This window comes from Anaerobacillus sp. QJM3NY_17 (assembly GCF_056173665.1).
On sequence record NZ_CM149685.1, the window covers coordinates 2,429,456 to 2,442,454 of the forward strand.

At 38.9% G+C, this 12,999-nt stretch carries 16 protein-coding genes, 7 tRNA genes and 1 riboswitch; of the genes, 8 read left to right on the forward strand and 15 right to left on the reverse strand.

Annotation, left to right across the window (positions count from 1 at the left end):
* Positions 1-188 precede the first annotated feature (188 nt).
* From AC0VYV_RS12675 to AC0VYV_RS12715, 9 genes are all read right to left on the reverse strand, one after another.
* Positions 189-1,034, reverse strand: a complete 846-nt coding sequence (locus AC0VYV_RS12675) for a bifunctional 5,10-methylenetetrahydrofolate dehydrogenase/5,10-methenyltetrahydrofolate cyclohydrolase (RefSeq protein ID WP_194221872.1) — start codon at positions 1,032-1,034, stop codon at positions 189-191.
* 41 nt (positions 1,035-1,075) lie between these two features.
* Positions 1,076-1,158: riboswitch (ZMP/ZTP riboswitch) on the reverse strand.
* A 191-nt stretch (positions 1,159-1,349) separates the two neighbouring features.
* Positions 1,350-2,660 carry an ATP-binding protein gene (locus tag AC0VYV_RS12680; protein ID WP_475372605.1) on the reverse strand — a complete coding sequence of 437 codons (1,311 nt, stop codon included), beginning with the start codon at positions 2,658-2,660 and terminating at the stop codon, positions 1,350-1,352.
* Between the two features lie 134 nt (positions 2,661-2,794).
* Positions 2,795-2,868, reverse strand: a tRNA-Arg gene (locus AC0VYV_RS12685).
* Between the two features lie 91 nt (positions 2,869-2,959).
* Positions 2,960-3,033: transfer RNA gene (locus tag AC0VYV_RS12690), tRNA-Gly, on the reverse strand.
* A gap of 5 nt (positions 3,034-3,038) precedes the next feature.
* Positions 3,039-3,113 (reverse strand) — tRNA-Gln (locus AC0VYV_RS12695).
* A 4-nt stretch (positions 3,114-3,117) separates the two neighbouring features.
* A tRNA-Tyr gene (locus tag AC0VYV_RS12700) sits at positions 3,118-3,202 on the reverse strand.
* A gap of 17 nt (positions 3,203-3,219) precedes the next feature.
* A tRNA-Met gene (locus AC0VYV_RS12705) sits at positions 3,220-3,296 on the reverse strand.
* Between the two features lie 14 nt (positions 3,297-3,310).
* Positions 3,311-3,387 (reverse strand) — tRNA-Arg (locus AC0VYV_RS12710).
* 10 nt (positions 3,388-3,397) lie between these two features.
* A tRNA-Leu gene (locus AC0VYV_RS12715) sits at positions 3,398-3,482 on the reverse strand.
* 162 nt (positions 3,483-3,644) lie between these two features.
* On the opposite strand from AC0VYV_RS12715, the gene kynU reads away from it, so the two are divergent.
* The 7 genes from kynU to AC0VYV_RS12750 all read left to right on the forward strand — a co-directional run bounded on the left by kynU (position 3,645) and on the right by AC0VYV_RS12750 (position 8,901).
* On the forward strand, positions 3,645-4,922 hold the full coding sequence (kynU, locus tag AC0VYV_RS12720; protein WP_475372606.1) for a kynureninase: 1,278 nt from the start codon (positions 3,645-3,647) through the stop codon (positions 4,920-4,922).
* A 58-nt stretch (positions 4,923-4,980) separates the two neighbouring features.
* Positions 4,981-5,166 (forward strand): hypothetical protein, encoded by a 186-nt coding sequence (locus AC0VYV_RS12725; RefSeq protein WP_226613644.1) that lies wholly within the window; start codon positions 4,981-4,983, stop codon positions 5,164-5,166.
* Positions 5,167-5,177: 11 nt separating this feature from the next.
* Entirely contained in the window at positions 5,178-5,462 is a 285-nt protein-coding gene (locus tag AC0VYV_RS12730; RefSeq protein WP_475365355.1) for a spore coat protein, read from the forward strand.
* 123 nt (positions 5,463-5,585) lie between these two features.
* Complete coding sequence (locus AC0VYV_RS12735) at positions 5,586-6,968, forward strand: alanine/glycine:cation symporter family protein (protein WP_475372607.1); 1,383 nt, start codon at positions 5,586-5,588, stop codon at positions 6,966-6,968.
* A gap of 112 nt (positions 6,969-7,080) precedes the next feature.
* A complete protein-coding gene (locus AC0VYV_RS12740) occupies positions 7,081-7,245 on the forward strand; it encodes a YjcZ family sporulation protein (protein ID WP_370314233.1) in 165 nt (54 codons plus the stop codon).
* A 197-nt stretch (positions 7,246-7,442) separates the two neighbouring features.
* Positions 7,443-7,976 carry a 5' nucleotidase, NT5C type gene (locus AC0VYV_RS12745; RefSeq protein WP_430243023.1) on the forward strand — a complete coding sequence of 178 codons (534 nt, stop codon included), beginning with the start codon at positions 7,443-7,445 and terminating at the stop codon, positions 7,974-7,976.
* Positions 7,977-7,986: 10 nt separating this feature from the next.
* Positions 7,987-8,901: an NAD(P)/FAD-dependent oxidoreductase gene (locus AC0VYV_RS12750; RefSeq protein WP_430243025.1), complete on the forward strand. Its 915-nt coding sequence runs from the start codon at positions 7,987-7,989 to the stop codon at positions 8,899-8,901.
* A gap of 54 nt (positions 8,902-8,955) precedes the next feature.
* Here AC0VYV_RS12750 and AC0VYV_RS12755 read toward each other — a convergent pair whose 3' ends face one another.
* Together AC0VYV_RS12755 and AC0VYV_RS12760 are read right to left on the reverse strand one after the other, a co-directional pair.
* Positions 8,956-10,164 carry a D-alanyl-D-alanine carboxypeptidase family protein gene (locus AC0VYV_RS12755; protein ID WP_430243027.1) on the reverse strand — a complete coding sequence of 403 codons (1,209 nt, stop codon included), beginning with the start codon at positions 10,162-10,164 and terminating at the stop codon, positions 8,956-8,958.
* A 268-nt stretch (positions 10,165-10,432) separates the two neighbouring features.
* Positions 10,433-10,597, reverse strand: a complete 165-nt coding sequence (locus tag AC0VYV_RS12760; RefSeq protein ID WP_194221881.1) for a hypothetical protein — start codon at positions 10,595-10,597, stop codon at positions 10,433-10,435.
* Positions 10,598-10,772: 175 nt separating this feature from the next.
* On the opposite strand from AC0VYV_RS12760, the gene AC0VYV_RS12765 reads away from it, so the two are divergent.
* Positions 10,773-10,976, forward strand: coding sequence for an alpha/beta-type small acid-soluble spore protein (locus AC0VYV_RS12765; RefSeq protein WP_098443926.1), 204 nt, complete (start codon positions 10,773-10,775; stop codon positions 10,974-10,976).
* Between the two features lie 51 nt (positions 10,977-11,027).
* Here the strand turns inward: AC0VYV_RS12765 and AC0VYV_RS12770 are convergent, their stop codons facing one another.
* From AC0VYV_RS12770 to AC0VYV_RS12785, 4 genes are all read right to left on the reverse strand, one after another.
* A complete protein-coding gene (locus AC0VYV_RS12770; protein WP_430243029.1) occupies positions 11,028-11,525 on the reverse strand; it encodes a hypothetical protein in 498 nt (165 codons plus the stop codon).
* A 54-nt stretch (positions 11,526-11,579) separates the two neighbouring features.
* Positions 11,580-11,834, reverse strand: a complete 255-nt coding sequence (locus AC0VYV_RS12775) for a DNA alkylation repair protein (RefSeq protein WP_194221883.1) — start codon at positions 11,832-11,834, stop codon at positions 11,580-11,582.
* 102 nt (positions 11,835-11,936) lie between these two features.
* Positions 11,937-12,299, reverse strand: coding sequence for a YppE family protein (locus tag AC0VYV_RS12780; protein ID WP_194221884.1), 363 nt, complete (start codon positions 12,297-12,299; stop codon positions 11,937-11,939).
* Between the two features lie 107 nt (positions 12,300-12,406).
* A complete protein-coding gene (locus AC0VYV_RS12785; RefSeq protein ID WP_283154077.1) occupies positions 12,407-12,901 on the reverse strand; it encodes a MerR family transcriptional regulator in 495 nt (164 codons plus the stop codon).
* Between the last annotated feature and the right edge of the window lie 98 nt (positions 12,902-12,999).

Consider the following 12,999-nt stretch of genomic DNA (forward strand, 5'->3'; position numbering starts at 1 on the left):
ATTTTTATCTTACTGAAATAAGAGACTATTATAAAAACTATGTTCGTTCGTATAATTGATCACCTTACATAATTCCACTATGTTCATAACCAAGGTGGTATGATTGAATTTAAAAAGCAGCTTAACTTAAAGGACAAATTAAGTATTTGTCCTCCTACATTAAACTGCTTTTCATATCTTATGTTATTTTAACGAACTGTTTTCTCAGCTGCATCAACCGTATGCTTTAGTAGCATAGCAATTGTGACAGGTCCAACTCCACCTGGGACAGGTGTGATATAGGAAGACTTTCTAGCAGCAGCCTCATATTCAACATCCCCGATGTTGCCTTTGTTGTACCCGGCATCGAGCACAACCGCTCCTTCTTTGACCCAGTCCCCTTTAATAAATTCTGGTTTTCCTACAGCAGCTATCACAATATCTGCTTGACGAACATGAGAAGCAAGATCTGCGGTCCTTGAATGACACGTTGTAACTGTAGCATTCTGATTTAATAAGAGAGCCGATACTGGTTTTCCTAGAATTGGACTACGCCCAACAACAACAGCGTGCTTTCCTTCAGCTTGAATATCATAATCTTCCATAATTTTCATAATAGCCGCTGGAGTACAGGATGGGAAAGTTCCAAACCCAAGAGCTGTTTGGCCATATCCAGCACTTGTTACCCCATCAACGTCCTTCTCAATAGCAATGGTTTCAAAAGCAAGACGCTCATCAACTTGTGATGGCACTGGATGTTGAAGTAAGATACCGTGTACTGATGTATCATTGTTTAATTCTTCAATAGTTTGAACTAACGTTTCTGTTGTCGTGTCTTCAGGGAGATGAATTTTTTTAGACGTAATTCCTACCCGTTCACAAGCGTTGCCCTTCATTCTCACATACGTTTCAGAAGAAGGATCATCTCCAACTAGAATCGTTACAAGACTTGGTGTAACTTCTTTTTCTTTAAGAGAAGCTACTCTTGTTTTCAGATCTTCCTTTATGCGATTTGCAACTGCTTTTCCGTCTAAAATTTTAGTTTCAATTGTCATTTCTATTCCTCCTGAAAATTGGTAAAGAATGAGGTCACTCACTTCTTCGCCCAGACGACCGGCATTGTACACCGCAGCTCCCTCGTGGTTATTTCCACATTTGTCGTCAGTTACTGCAATGAATCGTTTCTACGGATATAGTAGCACAATTCATAAAAAAACAAAAGAAACACACCTAAAAAACTCATCAAAAGTGAATAAACAACTTCGAATAACAAGTATCGTTCGTCTTTTTCTAATTTTCAGCTATATTAGCTTATCCTATTGATTCTTGATTCGGGCACATTCGAGTAAAATCTTCGTTTCACTCGCCTTTCATTCCAATATGTGCTGATCTATCATAAGACGAGGTAGTTTCATTTCAAATGTAGACCCTCGCCCTTCTTCACTCTCAATTAATAACTCTCCTCCGTGTTGTTCTATAATCTTCAAACACACTGATAACCCAAGCCCAGTACCACTCTCTTTTGTTGTAAAAAATGGTTCCCCTAGTCGATCAATATCTTCTTTAGAAATACCGGCGCCATTGTCGGTAATCCTTACAGATATAAACATCTCTTGAACATCCATACTCACATGAAGATATTTCGATTTCTCCATTAGACTCATTGCTTCAATAGCGTTTTTCATGAGATTAATAAACACTTGCTTTATTTGATTAGGATCAGCAAAAACAACTGCTTCCTCATTCCCAAAATTCGTTTGTAATGTCACATCGTTCAATAGAGCATTAGACTCAATCAAGGTTGAGACCTGCTTTAATAAACCTTTCATTTCAACATTCGTAAATAATGTACTATGCGGCTTTGCTAGCGTTAGGAGTTCACTTAGCACTAATTCGATACGGGATATTTCTGAAAAGATTATTTCAAAATACGGCATAGTGGATTCCTTCTTCTCAAGCAGTTGAAGAAATCCTTTCACTGATGTTAGAGGATTCCGAACTTCATGAGCAATTCCAGCGGCAAGCTGTGCAGCTGATGCTAGCTTTTCAGATTTAACCGCAAGGGCTTCATTTGTTTTAAGTAACCGCTCTTCTGATTGCTTTCTAAAGGTTTTATCCTTAATCGTTCCTGTCATTCCTTCAAATCTTCCTTTAGAGCTATATTCATATTTAATAAAGACCTCACACCAGACGAACCCCCCGCCTTTTTTCTGAACCCTGAATTCAAATACGTTAGATTTTTCTGCGCCATCTTGGAATCGAGATAATTCTTTATGTATATTCAGCCGATCATCTGGATGTATATAAGATAAGCTGTATGTGCCTATTGATTCCTGAACGTCGTATCCAGTTAACTCACCCCACGCTTCATTCAACCAGATCCAACTACCATCTATTCCAGTTTGAAAAACAACTTCGTTTAAGCTGTTTATGACACTATTATAGTTTTCTGATAGTTTACGATATTTTTCCTCACTATCTTTTAATTTGGACAGAAGTATGACAGAGCGATCATAATAAGAAGAGAACCACCAAACAATTACCATAACTGAGATCGTAAAGAATATGTCCATTAACCAATTGATTTTAATTCCATTAACAGAATAAAGCCAATAATCCCATAATAAAATCGCTATTAAAAACGTTACAACAGATATAATTCTTCCTTTATATCGCTTCATTTCGTCACCATTTCCTAAGTGATTTATTAATTACTAGTTTATTGGAAATGGAGCGTATGTGCAAACACACATGTGCCATTAATAGGATAAAAAAACTCCTTGAATAAGTAATCTTATTCAAGGAGTTTTGGGTATGCGCCTTAGAGGATTCGAACCTCTGACCCACAGCTTAGAAGGCTGTTGCTCTATCCTACTGAGCTAAAGGCGCACGATATGAATGGTATTCCATCTCAACAAAAGTATACCATGATTAAAATCAGGTTGTGAAGTAGCTTTTAAAACTCTTCTACAATATGTAATGGAGCGGGTGATGGGGATCGAACCCACGACATCAGCTTGGAAGGCTGAGGTTTTACCACTAAACTACACCCGCAAAAATGGCTGGGCTAGCTGGATTCGAACCAACGCATGACGGAATCAAAATCCGTTGCCTTACCGCTTGGCTATAGCCCAATCATGGTGGAGGGGGACGGATTCGAACCGCCGAACCCTGAGGGAGCGGATTTACAGTCCGCCGCGTTTAGCCACTTCGCTACCCCTCCATGATGAAATTGTAATATGGTAGCGGCGGAGGGGATCGAACCCCCGACCTCACGGGTATGAACCGTACGCTCTAGCCAGCTGAGCTACACCGCCACTTAAATTATGTATGGTGCGCCCGAGAGAAGTCGAATCCCTAACCTTCTGATCCGTAGTCAGACGCTCTATCCAATTGAGCTACGGGCGCAAAAAATATATGGTGCGGGTGAAGGGACTTGAACCCCCACGTCGTAAGACACTAGATCCTAAGTCTAGCGCGTCTGCCAATTCCGCCACACCCGCATGTGCTGTGCATCAGCGACGTTTAATAATATACCATTGAATCATTTAAAATGTCAATCGTTATTCTAAAAAAATGTAGAAAGTTTCTTTTGCAAAGAGTGAAAGCGTTGACATGCTCTTCTCCCTCTCATACGATAAGTTGTAGAAAAGGAGCTGTTACATATGAGTTTATCACAGTCCATTACAGGCGCAAAAGAATTCGACAAGAAAGACCCTTTAGCCCATTTACGTGATAAGTTTTACTTAAATCCAAATACGCTATATTTGGATGGTAATTCACTTGGTCTTCTATCAAAGAATGCGGAAGCATCCCTTCTTCGATCTCTTGATGACTGGAAGCAACATGGAATTGATGGCTGGTCTGATGGAAAGCAGCCCTGGTTTTATATGGCAGAAAACATCGGTGAGATGACATCAACGCTAATCGGTTCACATGCTTCTGAAACAATTACTACCGGTTCAATTACAACTAACCTTCATCAGATGCTCGCTACTTTTTTTAAACCTTCAGGAAACAAAACAAAAATACTAGCCGATTCTTTAACATTTCCATCTGACATTTATGCTATTCAAAGTCAGCTTGAACTCCATGGGTTATCCCCAAAAACTAATCTAGTACAAGTTCCGAGCCGTGACGGAAGAACAATCCTGGAAGAAGATATCATTGAGGCCATCGATGAGACTATAGCCCTTATTCTCCTCCCTTCCGTACTTTACCGGAGCGGACAATTACTAAATATAGAAAAAATCACAAAAGCAGCCCATTCTAAAGGAGTAATCATTGGCTTTGACTTAGCTCATTCAATCGGAGCCATTCCACATAAACTTCACGACTGGAACGTTGACTTCGCGGTTTGGTGTACATACAAGTACTTAAATAGTGGCCCTGGTGGTGTTGGTGGACTTTTTGTGCACGAAAACCACCTTGGCAGACGACCCGGTCTTGCTGGATGGTTCAGTTCCAAGAAAGAAGTGCAATTCGATATGAGCCATACGCTTACTCATGCTGAAACCGCTGGCGCATTTCAAATAGGCACACCCCACATTTTTAGTATGGCTCCTTTAATAGGAGCTTTGGAATTGATGAACGAAGCTGGCATAGATGCGATTCGAGAAAAATCATTGTCTCTTACCAACTATTTAATGTGTCTTATTAAAGAAAATCTTGCTGAAGATGGTTTTACAATCACTAATCCATCAGAAGATGATCGACGGGGTGGGCATATTTGTCTCGAGCACGATGAAGCTGCTCGAATTTGCAAAGCGCTAAAACAAAAAGGCGTCATTCCAGATTTCCGCTCACCAAACGTCATTCGCCTTGCACCAATTGCTCTCTATTCATCATTTGAAGATGTTTATCATGTTGTCCAAATTCTAAAGAGTATTATGATTAAAAAAACGTATCAGCAGTTTTCTAACGAGCGAAATGTTATCGCTTAAGTGAGTATAATTTGGTTTTTCTCCATTCATACTATGTGAAATGAAGGAGGGAAACAGGATGACTCAGCTGAACGAACTTGAACTTCAAAACCTGCGTCACATGATCGGCGGACATGAAACACTCGCAAACAAACTTGATTCCTATGCCCAATCTTGTACTTGTCCGCAGCTTAAGCAAATGCTTCAAAAGGATGCACAAGACGCACGCAACACACAACAACAATTAATCGGCTTCTTAAGTTAAGGAGGGATTTTATGAATGAGAAAGACATGGTAAATGATTATTTATCCGTATTGAACAGCAGCTTAAGTAATTACGGGAGCGTCATTTCTCAAGCTGACAATCAACAACTTCGTCAGGCTCTTCAACAAATTAGAAATACTGATGAGCAGCGACAGTATAACCTTTATCAATACGCTAAACAAAAAGGGTATTATCAGCCAGCTGCCAAAGCCCAAACCAATGAAATTCAACAAGTTAAAAACCAACTAACAGCTCCGCAGCAACAACAGAATAATCAGCCTCCCCAGGTCCATTAATCCAGAGCCGGTGAAAACCGGCTCTGTGTCTTTATGCTCATTTTTTCATAATTTTGTAAATAGCGTTTCGGCCTCCCTTTATATGGATAATTAAATGAGTATTACCTATAAGGAGAGATTGATATGGACTATATTCTTAATGCAATAACTGAATTTTCCGCGTTCATCTGGGGTTATCCTATGATGATTTTACTCTTAGGCGGTGGATTATTTTTAACAATCCGCCTCGGCTTCTTTCAAATAATCTTTTTTCCCCACGCTTTAAAACATACCATCGGTAAAATTTTCAAAAAAGAAAAAGGTGATGGAACAATTTCTCCATTTCAAGCCTTTGCCTCCGCTCTCGCATCTACTGCAGGTGCTACAAACATTGTTGGGGTTCCTGTGGCAATCGCTTTTGGAGGACCTGGCGCTATTTTCTGGATGTGGATTGTCGCTATTATTGGAATGTCTACAAAATTCTCGGAAATTGTTCTTGGGATCAAATACCGAGAGGAAGACAAAAATGGCGTTTATGTTGGTGGCCCAATGTATTACATAAAAAAAGGCTTGGGATGGAAGTTCGCTTCATCTCTATTCGCTTTTGGACTGATGATTGAAATCATTCCAAGTGTCATGGTCCAAACCAACTCCATTTCAACACTCTCAGAAAGTTCTTTTGGATTACCGACTTGGGTAACAGGTGTCTTATTAATTATCCTTATATCAATTGTTGTATTCGGTGGAATACGTAGAATTGGTTCTGTAGCTGAGAAGATTGTTCCATTCATGGTACTTACATATATTGCAGGCGCTATCGGCGTTATGGTGATTAATATAGAAGAGTTTCCAGCTGTTATGAACCTTATTTTCGTACATGCTTTTCAACCGATCTCAGCAGCTGGAGGTTTTGCTGGAGCTGGTTTTGCTGCAGCTGTTAGATGGGGCCTTGCTAGAGGGCTTTATTCAAACGAAGCTGGTATGGGTACGGCGTCTATTGCCCATTCTGCAGCACATACGCCTCATCCATGTAGACAGGGATTATGGGGCATTTTCAGCGTTTTTGTCGATACAATCGTTCTCTGCACAGTAACAGCTTTTACAGTGCTTCTTTCAGGAGCTTGGAAAGACGTTAAACCCTCAAATGCAGCTGATATGGTTTCAGATGCTTTCTCTGGACTAATGGGAGCTACATGGGGCCCCATCTTTGTTTCTTCCCTCCTATTGATTTTTGTTATCAGTACGATAGGTGTCCTTGTCTTTTATGGTGAGAAACAAGCTGAATACTTATTTGGCACACCCTTTTCTAGAGTAATGCGATTTGTTTATATTATTTCTATTTTTGTTGGAGCTATAGGAGGACTTCAATTTGTTTGGGAGCTAGTCGACATTACACTCGCCTTGTTTGTTATCCCAAACGTTATTGCGATCTTATTCCTTAGTAAGGAAGTGAAAGAACTAACTGATGACTACAAATTAAATTTCTTAAAGCAAGCCCAAACGAAAGACAAAGGCATTAGTTCATAAGAAATTCACATGGGACATTCACCTAATTTAGGTTCCTCTCCGCTCCTGCCTATATCTTTTCTAGACGGAAACATACAGTGGTAAAGAAAGAGAATTTAAAGGGGGACCTAATATGTATCATGCAAACAATGCACCATACGGAAATGAGCCTTACCAACCAGTAGCTGGAGCTTCTTACGGCATGCCTTGTCACCGACCAGCTGGAAACGGCTTTGCGCTAATTGTTGTACTATTTATCCTGCTTATTATAGTAGGAACAGCTTTTATTAAATGTTAGTTTTTAACAAGCAAGAGCCACTTGGTTCTTGCTTTTTTTAATTACGCTATGTTAGCTTAATTTTCGATTTATAGTTCATTCATTTTTTGATGAGTCAAAAATCAAGAACGTTCGTTCCATGTCCTTTCCTGAACAATTGTTCCAATTAACTTTGCCTGTTATAGTGATAAAGAATGTATGATGAAAGAAGTGAGACAATGAAAACCTTATTAATCGATATGGACTCGGTTATATGTGACCTTATGTCTGAATGGCACCAGAGATACAATCATGATTACAATGACGACTTGTCTGTTGAGAAACTTGAATGCTGGCGATCTGAAGACTATGTAAAAAATGAGTGTGGAGATAAAATTTATGAATACCTTGATCAGCCAGGTCTATTTCTTGAACTCAAGCCTCTACCACATGCTATTGAAGTAATGGAACGTCTTTCATCCGTGTATGACGTAATGATTGTCACGAGTAGCCGTACATATGCTTACACTGAAAAAGAACAATGGGTAGAAAAACACCTTCCGTTTATCGGCAAAAGAAATTTGATTTTCTCGCATAGAAAAGAAATGATTCGCGGAGATTTATTATTTGATGATGCTCCACACAACCTCATCGCATTTAAAAATTCAGGGAGAATGGCCATTGCGATGAACTATCGTTATAATCAATATGTCGACGTCCCTCGCGTGAATAACTGGTTGGAATTTGAAGAATGGCTTTCAACATGGAAGTGAGGGTACAGTGGTGACTCAACGAACAGATTTGCTAATAATCGGTGGAGGACCCGCTGGAATTTCTGCTGGAATATGGGCTAAAAGACTAGGCATTAATCATTTATTGCTTGAAGCAAAGGATAGCCTTGGGGGGCAATTAAGTACAATCTATAATCAAATTGTAGACTACCCAGGTATGGTGGTTGCAAACGGTCAGGTTTTACAGGAACAGTTCATCAAACATGCTGAGGAAATCAAATGTGATTATGTTACAAACACTTGCGTTAAGTCGATCGATTGGACTAATCGGATACTTCAAACAGCAGAAGGCAATTCATATACATTTCGCACTTTGCTAATTGCATCAGGGTCTTCCCCACGTAGGCTAGATGTTCCTGGTGAACAAGAAATGATCGAGCAAAAAGAAGTATACTCGGCAACTCGAGATAAATTGAAATTCAAAGGCAAACATGTTGCTGTAATCGGGGGCGGAGACCGCGCATTCGAAGGAGCTCTTCTTCTTGCTGAAGCTGGTTCTCAAGTTACACTAATACATCGTTCTGATTGTTTTAAAGCTCGTAAGGAATACAAAGAACCTGTCATGCTCCACCCAAACATCGACATACTAACAAAAACGTTTATTACAAAAATAGATGGAAAAGGAAAGAAGAAACTATTCCTCGCTGACGAAGATCATCACTTTACAATGATGGTTGATGGTCTGTTCATTCGAATTGGTGTTAAACCAAACACTGAACCTTACGAGGATGGCATTGACGTCGATCAGGAAGGATACATTCGATGCAACTCTTATGGTGAAACATCTCTGCCATTCGTCTATGCTGCAGGAGATGTTTGCACTAGACCGCTGTTATCAAGTATTGCCTCCTCAGTTGGACAAGGAATGACCTCTGTCAAACAGCTATCGTTCTTTCTTGAAAATTAAAAAAGGACCCTGAGGTCCTTTTTTAATTTTCAATGTTAGGTTTGAAAGTTGATTTTAAGGAAAAGTTCGATGTCTTTTTTGAGAAGAGTGACTTCTTCCAAAAAATAAAGATAGTAAAATTACCACAAAAACGCCGATCCCAAAATAGAAAATATTTTCACTAGACAGCAATGATGCTGTTTCTTCATCTTTTACTTTTGCTGCTGGTTTTGTTTCACTTTCCACTATTGTCGCACCTTTGTCTTCTTCTAAAGAATTCACTTCAAGAAAATCAGCATCCAGAATGGAAACATATGAAGCCCCTTTACTTTCAAGAATATTGTTATCAGATATGGTAAGATCTAGCTCGTCATCTCCAACTTGATAAAGGGTCATATCCTCAGAAAGACTATATTCCTCATTATTTCCAACTCCTAAATCAGTCCCCTTCTTATACTCAACTGGCGTGAAAGCATTAAACCCATAGTTAAGCATGGATAATGTGTCCTGATAAGCGATTTGATCATCGTTTGCTTTCATCGTAACAGCAATCAATTCTTGACCGTCTTTTGATGCGGTTGTCACTAAAGTGAAGCCAGACTCTGAGACATACCCATTTTTTCCACCTGTAACAAAGTCATAATCGAGTAAGAGTCGATGATGGTTAATAAGCGTCGTTTCCCAATCTTCACCAACCCATTCTAATTTTTTGATTCCTATCAAAGATCGAAACTGCTCATTTTTCATGGCGTACTGTGTTATTCTAGCCATATCTTCTGCAGTCGTTACATGATTCTCATTAAAAAGTCCATTTGGGTTAACAAAATTCGTATTTTTGACACCAATTTCTTCACGTAAAAATTCGTTCATATCTTCAGAAAACGATTCCACACTTCCACTTAAATGCTCAGCTATAGCGATTGCAGCGTCATTTCCGGAATTAACCATCATTCCTTTAACTAATTTTTCTAACGAAACGATTTCTCCTTCTTTCAAATACACCCTAGTACCATCTGCTTTACGTGCACGCTCGCTTACCGTTACCATATCATCCATCTCTCCGGATTTAACAGCCATAAATGCAGTCACAATTTTTGTAATACTCGCCGGGTACATTTCGTCATTGCCATTCTTATTAAAAAGAATTTGTCCTGTTTTGCCATCGATCAGTATAGCGGTTTCGCTTCTTACATTTGGTAGTTCCTGTGCTTGCGTTACTGATGGAAATAAGCTTACAGTTAAACATATGACCATTATAAGATTCGAATAGTGTTTTAGAATCATGGAAGCTCCTCTTTCTTTTAAATGCTATTTAAACTGTTCGTTCCATATTTTCATACATTGTCTAGTATAAAAGACCTGATCCGTTTTCTATTATAGCTAAGAGTGGTAAAACAGAAAATACTTATTTCTTTATACCCTCTCTAACAACTTTTAATATAAAAGTATTGGAATGAACTAATTTTTCATTTTCTTTTTTATTTGTGAATCCTGAATTTGATAGAAGTAAAAATAAATTCAACCATAATAAAAACCGCTCAGGGCGGTTTAGTTAAGAAGCATACGATCCTTTCCACTGCTCTACCATGGTTTGAGGGGCACTCCAGCAGACCCAGGATACAAGCACTTTATTTTCTTCAGATATCACCAACCAATATTCCAACCTTCTTTTATCGAGGTTTTGATAAAATCCTGTCTTAGTAATAAAGCGATCCATTCTTATATCCCTCCAGTTCATTAGTCTCTAAATAACATATTCGTTACCCAAATACAGAACCCTCTAAATTTTCAGAAAAATGAACGTCTCCGTAACTACCAAAAAGTTCCTATATTAAGATTGTATATCATTCTTTACTCCTGAGCATTATATTAGTCAAGGAGGTGTACACAACATGGCAAACAACAATAGCTCAAACAATCTGGTAGTCCCTGGTGTACAACAGGCTTTAGATCAAATGAAGTACGAAATTGCTAGCGAATTCGGCGTTCAACTTGGCCCAGACTCCACTGCTCGCTCTAACGGTTCTGTTGGAGGAGAAATCACTAAGCGCCTTGTCCAAATGGCTGAACAGCAAATGGGCGGCGGAAGCTACTAATCACCAACTGCATAGTATGGATATAGAGGGCGGAGCAATCCGCCTTCTTCTTTATTCTCCAAGTAACGTTGAAGTTTGTACAGCATGTGCAATTAACTCCGAAAGATCACTTATTTGATCTTCATTAATTCGACGGTTAAATTCTAAAACAATGTGAGTCTTTAATTGTTCCTCATCCTCGTATGGGAAAGATATCGTTTGTCGGATAGCAGGTCGATAACCCCAAATACTTCGGATATCTTCTTCAATCTGTTCACAGTCCTCTGCATCTGATATGGCAACATCAAACAGAATTTTGATTTCACATCCTGCTTGAACATGCTCTAGCTTAAGCTGCTCCGCACTGAAACTAGCTAGATCAGCAAAAAGTTCAATCGTTACATTCACATGTTCATTTTCACTAAACTCTACTTGATACTTTCTTGAAAGAGAAGCTAAATCAACCAGATCTTTTCGATTGATGATGGAGATCTCACCATCAAGATCTCGATCATATAGCTCTCCCTCAAGAACTACTTTTACATTCTCATATATAGTTGGATCAAACATCCTGTCCCCCTCCTTACATTCTCACTATATCATGAATAAAGGAGGGAAAAGTCATTAAGAATTAGCACGTGGATGTGATCGAGCAAATTGAATAAAGGTTTCTTCGTCTCCAATTTCGCCACATGCCCCACATTGAACTCGTATGCTTGGTCCTTTATAAACCATATGGAATGGATCAGCTTTTCCCTCTTCTATAATAGACATCACTTCTCCAGATTGAGGATCTAATTTAACTGAAGTCGCTTTTTGCTCAATTTTATTAAATCTCATTCGATTGGTTTTACATCGTGGGCACAAATACGCAGTCATAAACTCACTCCCTTTTTCTTTAGTGTTACTCAAAAAAAGGGAAATTTATTCATTTTAGTATGGTATGTGAAATTATACATTAAATAACGAGCATCAAGCTCGTTATGTTACTTGCTCAATTATTTTTTCAAGTACATATTCAACAGATTGGACACGCTCATTAAATTTCTTAGGTCCAGTATCCTTCTGCCACGCCACAACTGAAACCATTTCTATATTTTCGAATGTGTTTTTAATTTGAATTGGATATAAATATTTAGGTTTGTTTTCCATTACCCATGCTCTTGCTAATGGTTCCCATACCTTCAAAATCTCAAGTGCTCGATCGGCAAAAGGTTTCACTTCTTCATAGAAGTTAACTTTGTACGTATCAAGATGTGTGCGAGTAGTATATTGTACTCTCGCTTCTTCATTTATTGTGATTAGCTGTTTTGTTAGCTTTAATAATTTTTGTGTATCTTCCATTTCATTCACCCCTACTCCCTTATCCTACCATACTCACTGGTCACCAAACACATACAAAAACCTTATATCCATTTAGGACATAAGGTCAGAAGGGAACGTAAAGATCTCTAGAAACTGAATAAACTCATGATCCAGGGACGCTTGCCTTTGCCCGTCGACTGACCTACCGCCTCTTGTATCGAAGTATGATCCTCAAGCTCAGATAATTTTTCTTCTAACGAAGAAACTTTCTTGACTAGCTCTTCCAGTTCAGATCGATGCTGAAGTACTTGAACGGTGATAACCTCATTAGCTTTTTCATCTAACTGTCGCTCAAGCTGTTCTAGCCTTACTGAGAAGCGATCTAACCTTTGCTCAAATCGTTCCGGTGTTACCATTGCAACTTTTGAATTGTTTTTACCAGCTGATTTAATTTTCTCCATTGAGTAACCCCTTCTTAAATCGTTTTTAATCGATTTTAGCTCCTCAAGTGTTTCATTAGAAAATAAAAAGTGGCCAAGTTCATTCTTCTCACATGATAGGTCAAAATACTTAACCCAACGCTGAACAGTAGTAGGGTTTACACCAAGTTCATCCGAAACTTGCTTTGTTTTTAATAACATGCAATCCCATCCCTTCTGTCATTCTCAGGCCTTCGCCTGTTAGTTTGTATACGTAATATTCGCCTTTCTTTTTTATTTGCCTTCTTCGTTGACAAAAC

Excerpts from the sequence above, each read along its gene's own strand:
- AC0VYV_RS12675 (WP_194221872.1), bottom strand. The coding sequence starts at position 1,034 with ATGACAATTGAAACTAAAATTTTAGACGGAAAAGCAGTTGCAAATCGC.
- AC0VYV_RS12680 (WP_475372605.1), bottom strand. The coding sequence starts at position 2,660 with ATGAAGCGATATAAAGGAAGAATTATATCTGTTGTAACGTTTTTAATA.
- kynU (WP_475372606.1), top strand. The coding sequence starts at position 3,645 with ATGAGTTTATCACAGTCCATTACAGGCGCAAAAGAATTCGACAAGAAA.
- AC0VYV_RS12725 (WP_226613644.1), top strand. The coding sequence starts at position 4,981 with ATGACTCAGCTGAACGAACTTGAACTTCAAAACCTGCGTCACATGATC.
- AC0VYV_RS12730 (WP_475365355.1), top strand. The coding sequence starts at position 5,178 with ATGAATGAGAAAGACATGGTAAATGATTATTTATCCGTATTGAACAGC.
- AC0VYV_RS12735 (WP_475372607.1), top strand. The coding sequence starts at position 5,586 with ATGGACTATATTCTTAATGCAATAACTGAATTTTCCGCGTTCATCTGG.
- AC0VYV_RS12740 (WP_370314233.1), top strand. The coding sequence starts at position 7,081 with ATGTATCATGCAAACAATGCACCATACGGAAATGAGCCTTACCAACCA.
- AC0VYV_RS12745 (WP_430243023.1), top strand. The coding sequence starts at position 7,443 with ATGAAAACCTTATTAATCGATATGGACTCGGTTATATGTGACCTTATG.
- AC0VYV_RS12755 (WP_430243027.1), bottom strand. The coding sequence starts at position 10,164 with ATGATTCTAAAACACTATTCGAATCTTATAATGGTCATATGTTTAACT.
- AC0VYV_RS12760 (WP_194221881.1), bottom strand. The coding sequence starts at position 10,597 with ATGGATCGCTTTATTACTAAGACAGGATTTTATCAAAACCTCGATAAA.
- AC0VYV_RS12765 (WP_098443926.1), top strand. The coding sequence starts at position 10,773 with ATGGCAAACAACAATAGCTCAAACAATCTGGTAGTCCCTGGTGTACAA.
- AC0VYV_RS12770 (WP_430243029.1), bottom strand. The coding sequence starts at position 11,525 with ATGTTTGATCCAACTATATATGAGAATGTAAAAGTAGTTCTTGAGGGA.
- AC0VYV_RS12775 (WP_194221883.1), bottom strand. The coding sequence starts at position 11,834 with ATGACTGCGTATTTGTGCCCACGATGTAAAACCAATCGAATGAGATTT.
- AC0VYV_RS12780 (WP_194221884.1), bottom strand. The coding sequence starts at position 12,299 with ATGGAAGATACACAAAAATTATTAAAGCTAACAAAACAGCTAATCACA.
- AC0VYV_RS12785 (WP_283154077.1), bottom strand. The coding sequence starts at position 12,901 with ATGTTATTAAAAACAAAGCAAGTTTCGGATGAACTTGGTGTAAACCCT.